This is a genomic window from Stenotrophomonas sp. YJH_SMC_110 (assembly GCF_059369255.1).
Genome location: NZ_JCAFSM010000004.1, coordinates 1 through 16,473, shown reverse-complemented (window position 1 = coordinate 16,473; position 16,473 = coordinate 1). Strand labels below are relative to the sequence as shown.

20 protein-coding genes and 1 pseudogene are annotated in these 16,473 nt (G+C 66.8%); 18 read left to right on the top strand and 3 right to left on the bottom strand.

Translation table 11 applies throughout. From position 1 onward, the window contains the following. The first annotated feature begins 77 nt into the window (after positions 1 to 77). The 10 genes and pseudogenes from AC5P6H_RS09135 (at position 78) to truD (ending at position 7,971) form a co-directional block, all read left to right on the top strand. Complete coding sequence (locus tag AC5P6H_RS09135) at positions 78 to 311, top strand: hypothetical protein (protein ID WP_014646695.1); 234 nt, start codon at positions 78 to 80, stop codon at positions 309 to 311. A 400-nt stretch (positions 312 to 711) separates the two neighbouring features. Further along, positions 712 to 2,376: a CTP synthase gene (gene pyrG, locus AC5P6H_RS09130; protein WP_014646697.1), complete on the top strand. Its 1,665-nt coding sequence runs from the start codon at positions 712 to 714 to the stop codon at positions 2,374 to 2,376. A gap of 89 nt (positions 2,377 to 2,465) precedes the next feature. Then, positions 2,466 to 3,296 (top strand): 3-deoxy-8-phosphooctulonate synthase, encoded by an 831-nt coding sequence (kdsA, locus tag AC5P6H_RS09125; RefSeq protein ID WP_005408999.1) that lies wholly within the window; start codon positions 2,466 to 2,468, stop codon positions 3,294 to 3,296. Continuing rightward, positions 3,293 to 3,640: a hypothetical protein gene (locus tag AC5P6H_RS09120; RefSeq protein ID WP_032959194.1), complete on the top strand. Its 348-nt coding sequence runs from the start codon at positions 3,293 to 3,295 to the stop codon at positions 3,638 to 3,640. The genes kdsA and AC5P6H_RS09120 overlap by 4 nt, the downstream gene beginning before the upstream one ends. After that, positions 3,640 to 3,969: pseudogene (locus AC5P6H_RS09115) on the top strand (hypothetical protein). Before AC5P6H_RS09120 ends, AC5P6H_RS09115 begins: the two are co-directional and overlap by 1 nt. A gap of 96 nt (positions 3,970 to 4,065) precedes the next feature. Further along, positions 4,066 to 5,358 (top strand): phosphopyruvate hydratase, encoded by a 1,293-nt coding sequence (eno, locus tag AC5P6H_RS09110; RefSeq protein ID WP_014646700.1) that lies wholly within the window; start codon positions 4,066 to 4,068, stop codon positions 5,356 to 5,358. Positions 5,359 to 5,362: 4 nt separating this feature from the next. Next, a complete protein-coding gene (gene ftsB, locus AC5P6H_RS09105) occupies positions 5,363 to 5,716 on the top strand; it encodes a cell division protein FtsB (protein ID WP_005412924.1) in 354 nt (117 codons plus the stop codon). Then, positions 5,713 to 6,411, top strand: coding sequence for a 2-C-methyl-D-erythritol 4-phosphate cytidylyltransferase (gene ispD / locus AC5P6H_RS09100; RefSeq protein ID WP_111205682.1), 699 nt, complete (start codon positions 5,713 to 5,715; stop codon positions 6,409 to 6,411). Before ftsB ends, ispD begins: the two co-directional genes overlap by 4 nt. A gap of 34 nt (positions 6,412 to 6,445) precedes the next feature. Next, positions 6,446 to 6,943, top strand: a complete 498-nt coding sequence (ispF, locus tag AC5P6H_RS09095; RefSeq protein ID WP_014646702.1) for a 2-C-methyl-D-erythritol 2,4-cyclodiphosphate synthase — start codon at positions 6,446 to 6,448, stop codon at positions 6,941 to 6,943. Next, positions 6,940 to 7,971 (top strand): tRNA pseudouridine(13) synthase TruD, encoded by a 1,032-nt coding sequence (gene truD / locus AC5P6H_RS09090; protein ID WP_262224881.1) that lies wholly within the window; start codon positions 6,940 to 6,942, stop codon positions 7,969 to 7,971. Before ispF ends, truD begins: the two co-directional genes overlap by 4 nt. Positions 7,972 to 8,041: 70 nt before the next feature. On the opposite strand, the gene AC5P6H_RS09085 is transcribed toward truD, so the two are convergent. Beyond that, positions 8,042 to 8,581 (bottom strand): Smr/MutS family protein, encoded by a 540-nt coding sequence (locus AC5P6H_RS09085; RefSeq protein ID WP_032959185.1) that lies wholly within the window; start codon positions 8,579 to 8,581, stop codon positions 8,042 to 8,044. 209 nt (positions 8,582 to 8,790) lie between these two features. Here AC5P6H_RS09085 and surE point away from each other — a divergent pair, with 209 nt between their 5' ends. The 5 genes from surE (at position 8,791) to AC5P6H_RS09060 (ending at position 12,486) form a co-directional block, all read left to right on the top strand. Then, complete coding sequence (gene surE / locus AC5P6H_RS09080) at positions 8,791 to 9,570, top strand: 5'/3'-nucleotidase SurE (RefSeq protein WP_032959183.1); 780 nt, start codon at positions 8,791 to 8,793, stop codon at positions 9,568 to 9,570. After that, on the top strand, positions 9,567 to 10,244 hold the full coding sequence (locus AC5P6H_RS09075; protein ID WP_014646706.1) for a protein-L-isoaspartate(D-aspartate) O-methyltransferase: 678 nt from the start codon (positions 9,567 to 9,569) through the stop codon (positions 10,242 to 10,244). Before surE ends, AC5P6H_RS09075 begins: the two co-directional genes overlap by 4 nt. Positions 10,245 to 10,262: 18 nt before the next feature. Then, positions 10,263 to 10,877, top strand: coding sequence for a YqaA family protein (locus AC5P6H_RS09070; RefSeq protein ID WP_014646707.1), 615 nt, complete (start codon positions 10,263 to 10,265; stop codon positions 10,875 to 10,877). Further along, positions 10,874 to 11,659, top strand: a complete 786-nt coding sequence (locus AC5P6H_RS09065) for a peptidoglycan DD-metalloendopeptidase family protein (RefSeq protein WP_046429908.1) — start codon at positions 10,874 to 10,876, stop codon at positions 11,657 to 11,659. The genes AC5P6H_RS09070 and AC5P6H_RS09065 overlap by 4 nt, the downstream gene beginning before the upstream one ends. 338 nt (positions 11,660 to 11,997) lie before the next feature. Further along, positions 11,998 to 12,486: a YqhG/Tai3 family protein gene (locus tag AC5P6H_RS09060; protein ID WP_046429909.1), complete on the top strand. Its 489-nt coding sequence runs from the start codon at positions 11,998 to 12,000 to the stop codon at positions 12,484 to 12,486. Positions 12,487 to 12,513: 27 nt separating this feature from the next. On the opposite strand, the gene AC5P6H_RS09055 is transcribed toward AC5P6H_RS09060, so the two are convergent. Then, positions 12,514 to 12,888, bottom strand: a complete 375-nt coding sequence (locus AC5P6H_RS09055) for an Mth938-like domain-containing protein (RefSeq protein WP_495202541.1) — start codon at positions 12,886 to 12,888, stop codon at positions 12,514 to 12,516. Positions 12,889 to 12,901: 13 nt separating this feature from the next. Continuing rightward, entirely contained in the window at positions 12,902 to 13,207 is a 306-nt protein-coding gene (gene yhbY, locus AC5P6H_RS09050) for a ribosome assembly RNA-binding protein YhbY (protein ID WP_004152868.1), read from the bottom strand. Positions 13,208 to 13,272: 65 nt separating this feature from the next. On the opposite strand from yhbY, the gene rlmE reads away from it, so the two are divergent. The 3 genes from rlmE to AC5P6H_RS09035 all read left to right on the top strand — a co-directional run bounded on the left by rlmE (position 13,273) and on the right by AC5P6H_RS09035 (position 16,194). After that, positions 13,273 to 13,905 carry a 23S rRNA (uridine(2552)-2'-O)-methyltransferase RlmE gene (gene rlmE, locus AC5P6H_RS09045; RefSeq protein ID WP_005409014.1) on the top strand — a complete coding sequence of 211 codons (633 nt, stop codon included), beginning with the start codon at positions 13,273 to 13,275 and terminating at the stop codon, positions 13,903 to 13,905. Positions 13,906 to 13,974: 69 nt separating this feature from the next. Continuing rightward, positions 13,975 to 15,909 carry an ATP-dependent zinc metalloprotease FtsH gene (gene ftsH, locus AC5P6H_RS09040; RefSeq protein WP_495202540.1) on the top strand — a complete coding sequence of 645 codons (1,935 nt, stop codon included), beginning with the start codon at positions 13,975 to 13,977 and terminating at the stop codon, positions 15,907 to 15,909. A gap of 99 nt (positions 15,910 to 16,008) precedes the next feature. Further along, complete coding sequence (locus AC5P6H_RS09035; protein ID WP_014646713.1) at positions 16,009 to 16,194, top strand: hypothetical protein; 186 nt, start codon at positions 16,009 to 16,011, stop codon at positions 16,192 to 16,194. Positions 16,195 to 16,473 lie beyond the last annotated feature (279 nt).

Genomic DNA, 16,473 nt, shown 5'->3' with positions numbered 1-16,473 from the left:
AATGGCAGCCGCTGGAATCTGAACGCCGGCGGCCCCATCGGGTCGAAACATCCAAGCCATACCGCGAGGAGGACCTCATGAAGAAGTTGCTGACCGTTGCAATCCTGGCCGCTGCCGCCGTTGCAGTGCCGCTGGTGGTGGCGCAGAACGCGGGCCAGCCGGCCCCGCAGCAGGGTGACCAGGCCGACAAGGCGCAGGCCGAGGCCGATGCCAAGGCCAAGCGTCGTGCCCAGGCCAATGCCGAAATGAAGGCGCAGGGCCAGCCGGCCCCGCAGAAGGAAGAAGAGGAAGAAGCGCGCAAGAAGCGCTGATCCCGCAACCTGCCAAGCGCCCTTGCGACAAGGGGTGCGCAACGGAACGCCCCGCTCAGCGGGGCGTTTCTTTTTAGGAACGTGGCGTCTGCCCCTTGGGTTGGCGGCCATCAATCTGTAAACTATGGCTTTCCGGGAGTAAGTGCGTGTCCACCCTTTGCGAATGGGCTGGAGCGGCCAAGCGTGGCTTCCAGCATGGCGGGTCGCAGGTGACGGTCGATTTGGCCGGCACGGCCGCCCCGACCTCGCACGATGGTCCCCGTCCGGCGCCTGCCGCCGCACGGATCCGCACCTCCCTCGCTGTCCCAGCGAACCGGAAAACCCCCTCCGAGCACCATGCCCGCCCTCCGGGTGCGCGTGGTGTTGCCGTGTTCCATTTCCAGACAGGATGCTTGCAGCCATGACTCCCTTGATTTTCGTAACCGGCGGCGTGGTGTCCTCGCTCGGCAAAGGCATTGCCGCCGCGTCGCTGGCCGCCATTCTCGAAGCCCGGGGCCTGAAGGTCACGATGATGAAGCTCGACCCTTACATCAACGTCGACCCGGGCACCATGAGCCCGTTCCAGCACGGTGAGGTGTATGTCACCGATGACGGCGCCGAGACCGACCTCGACCTGGGCCACTACGAGCGCTTCGTGCGCACCCGCCTGAGCCGCAAGAACTCGGTCACCACCGGCCGCATCTACGAGAACGTGATCCGCAAGGAGCGCCGCGGCGACTACCTGGGCGCGACCGTGCAGGTCATTCCGCACATCACCGACGAGATCCGCCGCTGCATCGACGAAGCCACCGAAGGCTACGACGTGGCGCTGGTCGAGATCGGTGGCACCGTCGGCGACATCGAGTCGCTGCCGTTCCTGGAAGCGATCCGCCAGGTGCGCACCGAGCGTGGCCCGGAGAAGGCGCTGTTCATGCACCTCACCCTGGTGCCGTACATCGGCGCCGCCGGTGAGCTGAAGACCAAGCCGACCCAGCATTCGGTGAAGGAACTGCGTTCGATCGGCATCCAGCCGGACGTGCTGCTGTGCCGTTCCGAGCAGGCCGTGCCGGATTCGGAGCGCCGCAAGATCGCCCAGTTCACCAACGTCTCCGAGCGCGCAGTGATCAGCGTGCCGGACGTGGACGTGCTGTATCGCATTCCGTCGGGCCTGCACGCGCAGGGCCTGGACGAGATCGTGGTCAACCAGCTGAAGCTGGCCGACAAGGCCGGTCCGGTCGATCTGTCGATGTGGGAGGACGCAGTCGATGCGACCCTGCATCCGCTGGATGAAGTGACCATCGCCGTGGTCGGCAAGTACGTGGATCACCAGGATGCCTACAAGTCGGTCGGCGAAGCACTGAAGCACGGCGGCCTGCGCCAGCGCACCAAGGTCAACCTGAAGTGGCTGGAAGCACAGGATCTGGAAGGCACCGACATGGCCGCACTGGCCGATGTCGACGGCATCCTGGTGCCGGGTGGCTTCGGTGACCGTGGTTTCGAAGGCAAGGTGCTGACCTCGAAGTTCGCCCGCGAGCAGCACGTGCCGTACTTCGGCATCTGCTACGGCATGCAGGCGGCCGTCGTCGATTACGCGCGCAACGTGGTCGGCCTGGAAGGCGCCAACAGCACCGAGAACGACCGCCAGTCGCCGAACCCGGTGATCGGCCTGATCACCGAATGGCGCACCGCCACCGGCGATGTCGAGAAGCGTGACGACAAGAGCGACCTCGGCGGCACCATGCGCCTGGGCCTGCAGGAACAGCGCCTGAAGCCGGGCACGCTGGCCCGTGAGCTGTACGGCAAGGACGTCGTCGCCGAGCGCCACCGCCACCGCTACGAGTTCAACAACCGTTACCGCACCCAGCTGGAAGATGCCGGCCTGGTGATCGCCGGCAAGTCGATGGACGACACCCTGGTGGAAGTGGTCGAACTGCCGCGCGACGCGCATCCGTGGTTCCTGGCCTGCCAGGCGCACCCGGAATTCCTGTCCACGCCGCGTGACGGCCACCCGCTGTTCATCGGTTTCATCCGTGCCGCGCGCGAGCGCAAGGCCGGCGGCAAGCTGCTTTCCGAAGCGCGCGCCTGACTTGTGAATGGGGGCTTCGGCCCCCATCCTGCATGCTTCAACCCCCAGCGCACCGGCCCGGCCGGTGCTGCGGACAACAAGGAAACGCCATGAAACTGTGTGGATTCGAGGTCGGGCTGGACCAGCCCCTGTTCCTGATCGCCGGCCCCTGCGTGATCGAGTCGATGCAGCTGCAGCTCGATACCGCCGGCAAGCTGAAGGAAGTCACCGACAAGCTCGGCGTCAACTTCATCTTCAAGTCCAGCTTCGACAAGGCCAACCGCACCTCGGGCACCGCGTTCCGCGGCCCGGGCATGGAAGAGGGCCTGAAGGTCCTGGCCGAGGTCAGGAAGCAGATCGGCGTGCCGGTGCTGACCGACGTCCATGAGTACACCCCGATGGACGAAGTGGCCTCGGTGGTGGATGTGCTGCAGACCCCGGCGTTCCTGGTCCGCCAGACCGACTTCATCCGCAAGGTGTGCTCGGCCGGCAAGCCGGTCAACATCAAGAAGGGCCAGTTCCTGGCGCCCTGGGACATGAAGCCGGTCGTGGAGAAGGCCAAGGCCACCGGCAACGAGCAGATCATGGTCTGCGAGCGCGGTGCCAGCTTCGGCTACAACAACCTGGTCAGCGACATGCGCTCGCTGGCGGTGATGCGCGATACCGGTTGCCCGGTGGTGTTCGATGCCACCCACTCGGTGCAGTTGCCGGGCGGGCAGGGCACCAGTTCCGGTGGCCAGCGTGAGCACGTGCCGGTGCTGGCCCGTGCTGCCGTCGCGGTGGGCATCTCCGGCCTGTTCGCCGAGACCCATCCGGATCCGTCCAAGGCCCTGTCCGATGGCCCCAACGCGTGGCCGCTGGACCAGATGGAAGCGCTGCTCGAGACCCTGATGGAGCTCGACGCGGTGACCAAGAAGCACGGCTTCTCGCGCTTCGCGTGAGTCGTGACCCGAGGGTGGCGCTGGAAGCCCAGCGTCATCGCCGGCACTGGAAACAGTGGCCCTGGGGCCTGATCGCACTGGGCTTGGCCGTGCTGTTCACCGTGGGCATGTTTGGCCTGGTGCTGATCGGTGCGGCGTCGGTGCGCCCCCCGGGTGATGGCAGCAGCGCGCTTGATCTGCGTGCGTATTTCATTGCGCTGCTGGTCGCGGAGCTGCTCGGTGCCGCGGGCTGCCTCGCGGCCGCGGTGCTGGCCTGGCGGCTGAATCGCGGCAAGGTGGCGGCTGGCTTTGCGATCATCCTGCTTTCGCTGTGGCTCGGCGCCCTGTTCTACGGATTGCTTTGATGAATACGAGCACGTCGGCGCGCGGCTGGCCCTGGGGCCTGGTCGCGCTGGGGCTGTCCGTGCTCGCCTGGGCGTCCCTGCTGCTGGGAGTAATGGCCTTTGCGGCCAGCTTCGGCTCGCCGGGTGACGGAAACCATGGCATCCAGGCCATGTAGTACTGGATCGTGGCCGCGCTGGTCGCGCTGGGTGTGTCTTTCGTCGGCAGCCTGGTGGCGATGGCGCTCGCCTGGCGACGCCGTCGTGGACCCGTCGCGGCGGCGGTGGCCGGTGCGTTGCTGGTGATGCTGGTGTCGCTGGCCCTGATCGTGATCGGGTCCAGCTGGGGCTGATGCCGCCCAGGCCATTTGGCAAGTGGCGGGCAGCCGGGGATAATCACGCGGCATTCGTTTTGTCGCCCCCTCTCCAGACAGGTAACCGGCCCGACCATGAGTACGATCCGCAGCATCCACGCCCGTGAAATCCTTGACAGCCGTGGCAACCCCACGCTGGAAGCCGAAGTCATCCTGGAGGACGGTTCGTTCGGTCGTGCCGCGGTTCCCTCCGGCGCCTCGACCGGCACCAAGGAAGCGGTCGAGCTGCGTGACGGTGACAAGACCCGTTATCTGGGCAAGGGCGTGCGCAAGGCCGTCGACAACGTCAACACCACGATTGCCGCCGCGCTGAAGGGCTTTGAGGCCACCGACCAGGCCGGCCTCGACCGTCGCCTGATCGATCTGGACGGCACCGAGAACAAGGGCCGCCTGGGTGCCAACGCGCTGCTGGGTGTTTCGATGGCCGCCGCGCATGCCGCCGCGGCATCGAACAAGCAGGCACTGTGGCAGTACCTGGCTGCCAGGACCGGCGTGACCCCGGCGCTGCCGGTGCCGATGATGAACATCATCAATGGCGGCGCGCATGCCGACAACAACGTCGACTTCCAGGAGTTCATGGTGCTGCCGGTTGGCTTCACCTCGTTCTCCGAAGCGCTGCGTGCCGGTACCGAAATCTTCCATTCGCTGAAGTCGGTGCTGAAGGGCCATGGCCTGAGCACCGCGGTCGGCGACGAAGGTGGCTTCGCGCCGGACTTCCGCAGCAACGTCGAAGCGCTGGACACCATTCTCGAAGCGATCGGCAAGGCGGGCTACACCGCCGGCGAAGACGTGCTGCTGGGCCTGGACGTGGCCTCCAGCGAGTTCTTCGAGAACGGCAAGTACAACCTGGTCGGCGAGAACAAGCGCCTGACCTCCGAGCAGTTCGTCGACTTCCTCGCCGACTGGGCCGCGCAGTACCCGATCATCACGATTGAAGATGGCCTGGCCGAGAACGACTGGGCCGGCTGGAAGCTGCTGACCGACCGCATCGGCAAGAAGGTGCAGTTGGTTGGCGACGACCTGTTCGTGACCAACCCGAAGATCTTCCAGGAAGGCATCGACTCGGGCACCGCCAACGCGATCCTGATCAAGGTCAACCAGATCGGCACCCTCAGCGAAACCCTGGAAGCGATCGCCATGGCCGACCGTGCCGGCTACGCCGCCGTGGTCTCGCACCGTTCGGGCGAAACCGAAGACACCACCATCGCCGACATCGCAGTGGCCACCACCGCCACCCAGATCAAGACCGGTTCGCTGTGCCGCAGCGATCGCGTGGCCAAGTACAACCAGCTGCTGCGCATCGAGGAAGCCCTCGGCGCCGGCGCGCGTTACGCCGGTCGTGACGCGTTCGTTTCGCTGAAGCGCTGAGCCGATGCGCGACTGGCGCTGGATGCTGCTGGTGCTGGCCCTGTTGCTGGGCTGGCTGCAGTACCGCTTCTGGTTTGGTCCGGGCAATTCGGGTGAAGTGATGATGCTCGAAGCCCAGGTCGCCAACCAGGAGCGGGACAATGAGGGCCTGCAGCAGCGCAATGATGCGCTCGCTGCGGAAGTGAAGGACCTCAAGGAAGGCCAGTCCGCCATCGAGGAACGCGCGCGCAGCGAGCTGGGCATGATCAAGCCCGGCGAGAAGTTCTATCGCGTGGTCGAGGATGCGCCGGTCCACCCGGCGCAGCCTGCGGCAGGTGTCAGTGCGCAGGTTGGCGACCACCCGGCGGACGTGCCATGAGTGCGGCGATCTGGGTCGTGGTTCCGGCTGCTGGCCGTGGCACCCGCTTTGGCGCGCCGTTGCCCAAGCAGTACCTGCAGGCGGGCGGGCAGATCCTGCTCGCCCATACCCTGGACGCCCTGCTGGCGCATCCGGCCGTAGCCGGGGCAATGGTAGTGATCGGCCCGGACGACGCCGACTGGCCCGGCTGGAACGAGTGGGCGGGCAAGCCGGTGCTGACCTGCATCGGTGGCGCGACCCGTGCCGCTTCGGTGCTGGCTGGCCTGCAGGCGCTGCCGGAGACGGTGCGCGCTGATGAATTCGTGCTGGTCCACGATGCCGCGCGGCCGAACCTGTCGCTGGCCGACCTTGGCCGCCTGCTTGAAGTCGGTCGTGCCGATCCGGTCGGGGCGATCCTGGCCGCACCGGTGCGTGACACCCTCAAGCGTGCGGGCGACGACGGTGGCATCGATGGCACCGAGCCGCGCGAGCGGCTGTGGCGCGCACTGACACCACAACTGTTCCGCCGCCACCAGCTCAGCCGCGCGCTGTCCGAAGCCGCCGCCGCCGGTGTTGAAGTCACCGATGAGGCCATGGCCATGGAGCGCCAGGGCCAGCGCCCGCTGCTGGTGGAAGGCAGCGAGGACAACTTCAAGGTCACCACCCCGGCCGATCTGGACCGGTTTGAATTCGTACTTTCCCGCCGCGCCGGCTGACCGTCCGCGCGGCCCTGCAGCAAGGGTTGCATCCATGAGCACCGCACCGTTCCCGCCCGTCCGCATCGGCCAGGGCTACGACGTCCATGCCTTCGGTGAAGGCGACCACATCATGCTTGGCGGAGTGAACGTGCCGCACAGCTGCGGCGTGCTCGCACACAGCGACGGCGACGTGATCCTGCATGCCCTGTGCGATGCCATGCTCGGCGCGCTGGCGCTGGGCGACATCGGCCAGCATTTCCCGCCCAGTGACGACCGCTGGAAGGGGGCCGACAGCAGCGAGTTCGTGCGCCACTGCGACAGCCTGCTGCGTGAGCGCGGCTGGCGCGTCGGCAACACCGACATCACCGTGATCTGCGAGCGGCCGAAGGTCGGCCCGCATGCGCTTGCGATGCGTGAGCGCATCGGTGGGTTGCTGCAGCTGCCGCTGGACGCGGTCAGCGTCAAGGCCACCACCTCGGAGAAGCTGGGCTTCACCGGCCGTGGTGAAGGCATTGCCGCACAGGCGGTCGTGTTGCTGGTGGCGGCATGATCCCGCTGCCGTTGGCATTTGGTGCGCCGTTGTTGACGGCGCGCATCCGCACCACGCCAGACGATTTCCAGGTGGATGAACTGCCGGCGTTCGAGGCGAGCGGTGAAGGCGAGCATCTGCTGCTGCACATCCGCAAGCGCGGCGCCAACACCGTGCATGTGGCCAAGGTGCTGGCAAAATGGGCGGGCCTGCCGGAAATGGCGGTGAGCTACGCCGGGATGAAAGACCGCCACGCGGTCACCACCCAGCGTTTCAGCGTGCACCTGCCCAAGCGCAATGCGCCGGACCTGGCCGAGTTGGCCAGTGACGAAATCGAAGTCATCGAGGCAACCTGGCACAACCGCAAGCTGCAGCGCGGCGCACTGGCCGGCAACCGCTTCAAGCTGGTGCTGCGCGAGGTGCAGGGCGATCCCGCCGCGATCAGCGAGCGCCTGCAGCAGATTGCCGCGCGCGGCCTGCCGAACTGGTTTGGTGAACAGCGTTTCGGCCGCGACGGTGGCAACGTGCCGGCTGCACTGGCGATGTTCGGTGGCCGCCGCATGCGCAAGGACCAGCGTTCGCTGCTGCTCTCTGCAGCCCGTTCGGCGCTGTTCAACCGCGTGCTGGCCGCGCGCGTGGAGCAGGGCAGCTGGGACCAGCCGCTTGATGGCGAAGTCTGGATGCTCGATGGCAGTCGCAGCGTGTTCGGCCCCGAGCCGTACACGGATGTGCTGGCCGAGCGGCTGGCGCGTTTCGACATCCATCCCAGCGCGCCGTTGTGGGGCGAAGGCGAGCTGCGCAGTGCCGACGCGGCACGTGAGCTGGAGCTGGCCGCGCTGGACGACGACGAGTCGAAAGCACTGCGGGCCGGCCTGGAAGACGCGCGCCTGAAGCAGGAGCGACGCGCGTTGCGCCTGCGTCCGGCGCTGCTGCAGCACCAGTGGCTGGCCGACGACGTGCTGGAACTGTCGTTCGCGTTGCCGCCAGGCTGCTACGCCACCGCCGTGCTGCACGAACTCGGCCCCGTCGAAGACGCCTCGCAGGCCTGACATAAAAAAAGGGGACGGAGGGAATTAAGTCGTTTGTGGCACAAACGACTTAATTCCCTCCGTCCCCTTTTCAACGCCGCGCCAGCAGCACCAGTACCGCGCCGGTGCCGCCTTGTCCGGTCGGTGCCGAATGGAATGCCAGCACGTCGTTGCGCAGCCGCAGCAGGCGATCGACCAGGTTCTTCAGCACCGGTGCGCCGCCATCGGACTGCAGTCCCTTGCCGTGGATGATGCGCACGCAGCCGTACTCGTGTGCATGCGCTTCCAGCAGGAACTGGCGCAGCAGGGCTTCGGCCTGTGCGGCGGTGGCGCCGTGCAGATCCAGTTCGTCCTGCACCGAGTACTGGCCGCGCTTGAGGCGCTGGAACAGGCGTGGTGGCAGGTTGTCGCGGCGATAGCTGGCCACGTCGCCGGCTTCCAGTGGCGCACTGTCGCGCAGCAGCCGGGCGAACTCGCCGGCCGCTTCGGCCTCGTCACGTTCGGCCATGCGCGCACGCGGTTTCGGCCGGGGCGCGGCAGGTGCCGGCTCGGCATCCTTGCGCAGCGGCTTCACTTCGCCGATGGCCGCACGGAACAATGCGGCCGGATCTTCATCATCAGGGTGCGACATGCGCACAGGGTAAACCGCCGGCGCAGGTCTGCCTATGACGGTTCGATGTCGGCCGTGACCGCTGACAGGGTAGGACCGGCGGCCCGCATGCGGCACAATAGACGATGCCCTTGCAGGGTCGACCGCTTCCGCAGGGGAGCGCGACGGTCCCGCCCACACTGCACGGTGATGGAATCGAATTCTTGGAAAATCAAGCGGTTAAATCGAAGATGCGAATCCTGGTCAGCAATGACGATGGTGTCGACGCCGCAGGCATCCGGATGCTTGCCGCGGTCCTGCGCGAGGCCGGTCACGAAGTCACGGTGGTTGCGCCCGACCGCGATCGCTCCGGCGCCAGCAACTCGCTGACCCTGGACCTGCCGATCCGGCTCAAGCGCATCGACCATTACACCGTTTCGGTGGCCGGTACACCCACCGACTGCGTGCACCTGGCGCTGACCGGCCTGCTTGAATTCGAGCCTGACATTGTCGTGTCCGGCATCAACAACGCCGCCAATCTCGGCGACGACGTGATCTATTCCGGCACCGTCTCGGCGGCGATGGAAGGTCGCTTCCTCGGCCTGCCGGCGGTGGCGGTCTCGCTGGTCAGCCGCAACCACGATCCGAAGCACTTCGAGACCGCCGCGCGTGCTGCGGTGGAGATTGTCGCCCGGCTCAAGGCCGATCCGCTGCCGGCCGACACCATCCTCAACGTCAACGTGCCGGACCTGCCGTGGAGCGAGGTCAAGGGCTTCGAGGTCACCCGCCTCGGCAACCGCCATCGTGCCGAAGGCTGCATCGCGCAGAAGGATCCGCGCGGCAACGAGGTGTACTGGATCGGCCCTGCCGGCCGTGAGCAGGATTCCGGTCCCGGTACCGATTTCCACGCGGTGCGCACCGGCCACATCTCGATCACCCCGATCCAGGTCGACCTCACCCGCTACCAGGCGCTGGAGAAGGTCGCCAGCTGGGTCGGCGGCCTCAGCGCCGCGCTGGACCAGCCGGCATGAGCCCACGCCTGCGATTGCAGCCGGAAGCCGTCGGTATCGGCATGACCTCGCAGCGCGTGCGTGACCGCCTGGTCGACCGCCTGCGCGAAGCCGGCATCGTCGACGAGCCGACCTTGAACGCGATCCGGGTGGTGCCGCGCCATCTGTTCATCGATGAAGCCCTGGCCTCGCGTGCCTATGAAGACACCGCGCTGCCGATCGGCCATGGCCAGACCATCTCGCAGCCCTGGGTGGTTGCGCGGATGACCGAGGCAGTGCTGCAGGTCTCGCCGAAGCGGGTGCTGGAAGTCGGCACCGGTTCCGGTTACCAGGCCGCCATCCTTGGCGCGTTGGGCCTGGAGGTCTACACCGTGGAGCGCATTGGTGATCTGCTGCGCCAGGCCCGCAAGCGCTTCCGTGCGCTGGGCATGAACATCCGCACCAAGCACGACGACGGCCGCGTCGGCTGGGCCGAGCACGGCCCGTTCGATGCCATCGTGGTCACTGCGGCGGCGCCGGCACTGGTCGACGCCCTGATCGAGCAGCTGGCCGAAGGCGGCCGCCTGGTGGCGCCGGTCGGTGGCCCTGGGGCGCAGTCGCTGGTACAGCTGGACCGCAAGGCCGACGGCAGCATCGAACAACACGTGCTGGCGCCGGTCACGTTCGTGCCGCTGCTGTCTGGCATGCTCGACTAATCCACGGAGCAGGGTTGCATGAAGATTTTCGGGCCGCTGTACGAGCGGGCGATGAAGTGGGCGGCGCACGAACGCGCGCCGACCTATCTGACGGTGTTGAGCTTCTTCGAGGCGATCATCTTCCCGGTGATGCCGGAGGTGATGCTGGCGCCGATGTGCGTGGCCCAGCCCAAGCGCGGCTGGTGGTTTGCCACCCTCAGCCTGGCCGGCTCGATGGTCGGTGCGCTGGTCGGCTACGCGCTGGGTCACTACGCTTTCGAGGCGATCAAGCCGCTGTTTGAAGTGCTGGGCATGCTGCCGGCGATCGAGCAGGGCATCACCACCGTGCAGGCGAAGATGGCCGAATCGCCGTGGGCGGTGTTCACCTTCCTGGTGCTGGGCGGCTTCATGCCCATACCGATGAAGGTCTTCACGTGGGCATCGGGTATCGTCGGCGTACCGATGCCGCAGTACCTGTTGAGCATGCTGATCGGTCGCGGCAAGCGCGTGTTCGTGCTGGCTGCGGTCATCCGTATCGGTGGTGCGCGTGCTGAAGCGGCACTGCGTCGCTGGATTGAACCGCTGGGCTGGATCGCCACCGCGTTGGTGGTGGTGCTGATCGCCTGGCTTGTATGGAGGTCGAAGTTCGCATGAGTCCTGATCGTCTGAGCAAGGGAGTGCGCATCGGCGCGCTGGCGTTGCTGGTTTCCACCCTGGCCGCCTGCGGCACCGCCACTGTGGTTCGTCCTGGTGGTGGCAGCACCGGTGGTGGTGTGACCACGCCGAAGACCTCGGTGCCCAAGCCCGGGCAGACCGTGGTGGTGCGCAAGGGCGACACCATCTATGCGCTGGCCCGCATCCATGACATCACCCCGGCCGACCTGATTGCCTGGAACAGCCTGGACAACCCCTCGACCATCCATCCGGGGCAGGTGATCCGGCTGTATCCGGCCGGTGCCAGCGGCGGCCGCGCGCCGACCACGGTGGTCACCGCGCCGCGCCCGGGTGGCAGCAGCGCCGGCAGCACGGCGCCAACTCCGGCGCCGGCCGGTCCGGTGAAGAGCAACATCGCCTGGCGCTGGCCGGCCGATGGCGCGATCGTCGGCCGCTACGTTGCCGGCGATGCGACCAAGCAGGGCGTGGACATCGCCGGTACCAGCGGCCAGCCGGTGAAGGCCACCGCCAACGGTGTGGTGGTGTACTCCGGCGCCGGCCTGGTCGGCTACGGCGAGCTGATCATCATCAAGCACAGCGACCAGTGGCTGTCGGCCTATGGCCACAACCGCAAGCGCCTGGTGAATGAAGGGCAGAGCGTGAAGGCCGGTGAGCAGATCGCCGAGATGGGCCGCACCGGTGCGAACCGCGACATGGTCCACTTCGAGATCCGCTACAACGGCAAGCCGGTCGACCCGCAGCAATACCTGCCGGCGCGCTGATCGTCGATTCATAATCCGGGCGGATCCCCGGCCCGGCGCAGCGCGCCGGGCGTTTGCCGACGGTGCGGCCCATGGGCCGCAAACACCGCCGGCTCACCCGCTACAACGGCAAGCCGGTCGACCCGCAGCAGTACCTGCCGGCGCGTTGAGGCAGTGGGATCGGGTGGCGCCGGGCAATGCTCGGCGTTCCCGACCTGTAGCGTCGAGCCGTGCTCGACTCACTGTACGCTGGCCGCCGTGGGTGGCCGTTTGCGACCTTGAGTGGCACATCTCAAGCTTCCCGACAAGCCAGGGAAGCGGCATGCTTCAACGGAACCAGCCTCCCGATCCGGTGCCGCATGTCTCGCCCAACAGCCCTTTTCGCGCTGCTCATCGTCGCGCCGTTGGCGACCGCCGCCAGCGATCCACGTGACGTGGTCACCCGCCTCTACGACGCCATCCAGGCGCCGCAGTCGAACGAAACGGCGATTGCTCCGCTGCTGGGTGATGCCCTCCGCTCAGCCATCGATGCGCAGCGTGCATATGAACAGGCCTGCACCGCACTGGCCGCGCCCGACGAGAAGCCGCACATGCTCGACCAGAGCCCGTATCTGTTGGCGCCGGACCGGCCGGAGACGATAACGGTGGGAGCGCCAGGATCGAGCGGTGACGCCACCTGGGTCCATGTCGACATGGCCGTGGGCGACTATCGCTGGACCGACCGGGTCCTGCTGCAGCGGCAGGGCCCGGACTGGAAGGTCATGGATATCCGCTGGGGGCAGGGTGGCAACCTGATCGGTCGGCTACAGGCGTTCTCCGCGTTCCGCTGCACACCTTCGGGCAGCTAGTGCCGGGGCGCACCCGGCGGCTCGAACTCAGCCTTCCAGGATGAAGGCGGCCGCGACCTTGCGGCCTTCGCCGGCCAGAATGTTGAAGGTGCGCGCGGCGGCCGGATTGTTCATCACCTCCAGGCCGATGCCACGCGACAGACAGGCGGCCATCACCACCGCGGGCGGGAATACCTGACGGTCTCCCGTGCCGAGCACGATCAGCGCCGGATTCAGCGCCAGGATCGGCTCCAGGTCCGCCAACTGCAGCGCGGCGGCACTTGCCACCGGCCAGTGCGTGACCAGTTGGTCCGGGGTGAGGAAGAAACTGCCGCCCAGCACCTTCTCATTCACCTTGGCCGAGCGGCCATCTGCGGCACGCAGGCTGTAGGCGTAATCCGGCGGTTCGTGGTTCAGCTGCATGACGGTAGGGCGATCAGCCGCGCGGCAGCACGATCTGGCGCTGTTCCTTGCTCGGGCGGTACAGCACGGCGACGTGGCCGATGCGCTGCACCAGCGCGCTTTCGGTGGCTTCGACGATCTCGCCGATCATCACATCACGGGCGTCGCGATCCTCTGCGGCGACCTTCACCTTGACCAGTTCGTGGCGCTCCAGCACTTCGTTCAGCTCCGCGATGAAGGCTGGGGTCACACCCTTGCCGCCGGTCTGCAGCAGGGCCTTCAGGTCGTGGGCTTGGCCGCGCAGGAAACGGGTCTGGGAGGCGGTCAGGGCGATGGACATGCAGGAAAACACGGTTGAATGGGACGATCAGGGTATCATGAGGACCCCATCAGCCCCTATTTTCAATGGCTACCCGCAGCAAAAGCAGCCAGCGCTGGCTCAAGGAACACTTCTCCGACCCCTTCGTGAAGAAGGCGCAGGCCGAGGGCATGCGCTCGCGCGCCGCCTACAAGCTCGAAGAGCTGCTCGAACGTGACCGCCTGCTGAAGCCGCACATGGTGGTGGTCGACCTTGGCGCGGCCCCCGGCGGCTGGTCTCAGCAGGTTCGGAGACAGATCGGGGACACCGGTCGTGTGCTGGCGCTGGACATCCTGGACATGCCGCCGCTGGCCGGCGTGGAGTTCCTTCATGGTGACTTCAGGGAAGAAGCCGTCCTATCGCAGTTTGAAGCCATGCTCGGGGATCAGCCGGTAGACCTTGTGCTGTCGGACATGGCCCCCAATAAGAGTGGTGTGGGTGCGGTCGACCAGCCGCGGATGATGCACCTGGCGGAGCTGGCCCTGGATTTTGCCGACAACCACCTGAAGACCGGTGGGGCGTTCCTGATCAAGCTGTTCCAGGGTGAGGGCTTTGACGACTACGTGCGCGACATGCGCCGCCGTTACGACAAGGTCTCCATCCGCAAGCCGGAGGCGTCGCGCAAGCGCTCTCCCGAGGTGTATGCCTTGGGTCAGGGAAAACGCGCCCACATGAAGTAAGCTCGCAACGTACGCAAGTTCGACCCCAACGCAACGCCAGCACTGAGAGGAACACCGGAGCCAATGAGGATGAACGACTTGACCAAGAACCTCCTGCTATGGGTGGTCGTCGCCGTCGTGCTGATGGTGGTCTTCCAGAGCTTCTCGCCGAAGTCCTCCGGGGCCGGCGCGCAGGGCGCGTCGTACTCGCAGTTCCTGGACCAGGTGGACAGCGGCAACGTGCAGAAGGTCGCCTTCGGCGACGACATGCGCGGGGGCACCAGCCAGCTGACCTACACCACCCGCAGTGGGCAGTCGTCCACCATCACCGCGCCGTTCGATCGTGACCTGATCAACGTGCTGCGCACCAAGAACGTGGAGATCGTGCAGGAGGAGCCGTCCAGCGGCATTTCCCTGGGCGCGATCCTGATGAATTTCCTGCCGGTCATCCTGATCATCGGCTTCTGGCTGTTCATCATGCGCCAGATGCAGGGCGGTGGCGGCGGTGCCAAGGGCGCGATGTCCTTCGGCAAGTCGCGCGCCAAGCTGCAGGGCGAGGACCAGATCAAGGTCACCTTCGCCGACGTCGCCGGCTGCGACGAGGCCAAGGAAGAAGTGGGCGAGCTGGTCGACTTCCTGCGCGACCCGTCCAAGTTCACCAAGCTGGGCGGCAAGATTCCGCGCGGCGTGCTGATGGTGGGCCCGCCGGGTACCGGCAAGACGCTGCTGGCCAAGGCCATTGCCGGCGAAGCCAAGGTGCCGTTCTTCTCGATCTCCGGTTCGGACTTCGTGGAAATGTTCGTCGGCGTGGGCGCCAGCCGCGTGCGTGACATGTTCGAGCAGGCCAAGAAGCACGCCCCGTGCATCATCTTCATCGACGAAATCGATGCCGTCGGTCGCCACCGTGGCGCCGGCCTGGGCGGCGGTCATGACGAGCGCGAGCAGACCCTGAACCAGCTGCTGGTCGAGATGGACGGTTTTGAAGGCGGCGAAGGCGTGATCGTGATCGCGGCGACCAACCGTCCGGACGTGCTGGATCCGGCGCTGCTGCGTCCGGGCCGTTTCGACCGCCAGGTGGTGGTCGGCCTGCCGGACGTGAAGGGCCGCGAGCACATCCTGAAGGTCCACATGCGCAAGCTGCCGCTGGCCGACGATGTCGAGCCGATGGTGATCGCACGTGGTACCCCGGGCTTCTCCGGCGCCGACCTGGCCAACCTCTGCAACGAGGCGGCCCTGTTCGCCGCGCGCGGCAACGAGAAGGAAGTCCGCATGGACCACTTCGACCGTGCCCGCGACAAGATCCTGATGGGTGCCGAGCGCCGCTCGATGGCCATGAGCGAGGACGAGAAGACCCTGACCGCGTACCACGAAGCGGGTCACGCCATCGTCGGCCGCCTGGTGCCCGAGCACGATCCTGTCTACAAGGTCACCATCATTCCGCGCGGCCGTGCGCTGGGCGTGACGATGTACCTGCCGGAAGGCGACAAGTACTCGATGAACCGCGTGGCGATCCAGTCGCAGCTGTGCTCCCTGTACGGCGGCCGTGTCGCCGAAGAGCTGATCTTCGGCGAGGACAAGGTCACCACCGGCGCCTCCAACGACATCGAGCGCGCAACCAAGATGGCCCGCAACATGGTCACCAAGTGGGGCCTGTCGGAGCAGCTCGGCCCGATCGCCTATGGCGAAGAGGACGACGAGGTGTTCCTGGGGCGTTCGGTCACCCAGCACAAGAGCGTGTCCAACGACACGGCGCGCCGGATCGACGAGGAAGTGCGCAACATCCTCGACAAGGCCTATGCCCGCACCACCCAGCTGTTGACCGAGAACATCGACAAGCTGCATGCGATGTCGCAGCTGCTGCTGCAGTACGAGACCATCGACGCACCGCAGATCGACGCCATCATGGAAGGCCGCGATCCGCCGCCGCCGGCGGGCTGGAGCAAGTCGAACAAGGACGGTGGCAACGACAAGGGCGGCGACGCCCGCCCGCTGCCGCCGATCGCAGGCCCGGCCGAATCGCATTGACGGCCCGCTGCACGTGACACCAGACGAGGCCGGGGAAACCCGGCCTTGTCGTTTCCGGGCCTTCGGCCCCTTCCGAACCGAACTGATGCTGGAGCCTGCATGTCCGCCCCGAAGCCCGAACCGATTTCCCACACCGCCGAAATGATCATCGCCACCGTGGTCGGCGTGGGCGTAGGGCTGGGCGCCGACAACCTGCTGCTGGGCTGCGTGGTGGGTATCGGTGTCGGCATCGTGCTGAGCATCGCCAGAACCCTGTACGTGGACCGCAAGCGTCGGCGGCGTTGACGGCGCCGCGGCAGGGCTGCGCCCTGCACCCGCGGTAGTGCCGGCCGCTGGCCGGCAACCTCAGCAGCAACAGCAACAGCAACGTTCCGTGGGGTGGCGGGGCGGTGTCGGAGTGCGGGGACGCCGCAAGTACGCCCCTGTAGCAACTGTGTTGATGGAGGGGCTTGGCCCCTCCAGGAGACGGGCACGGTAGTGCCGGCCGCTGGCCGGCAGCCTTTGGTCTGCGCCCTGGCTGGCCTTAGGCAGGGACCAGCCCGTTTTCAGCGTCGCGCACCCGGG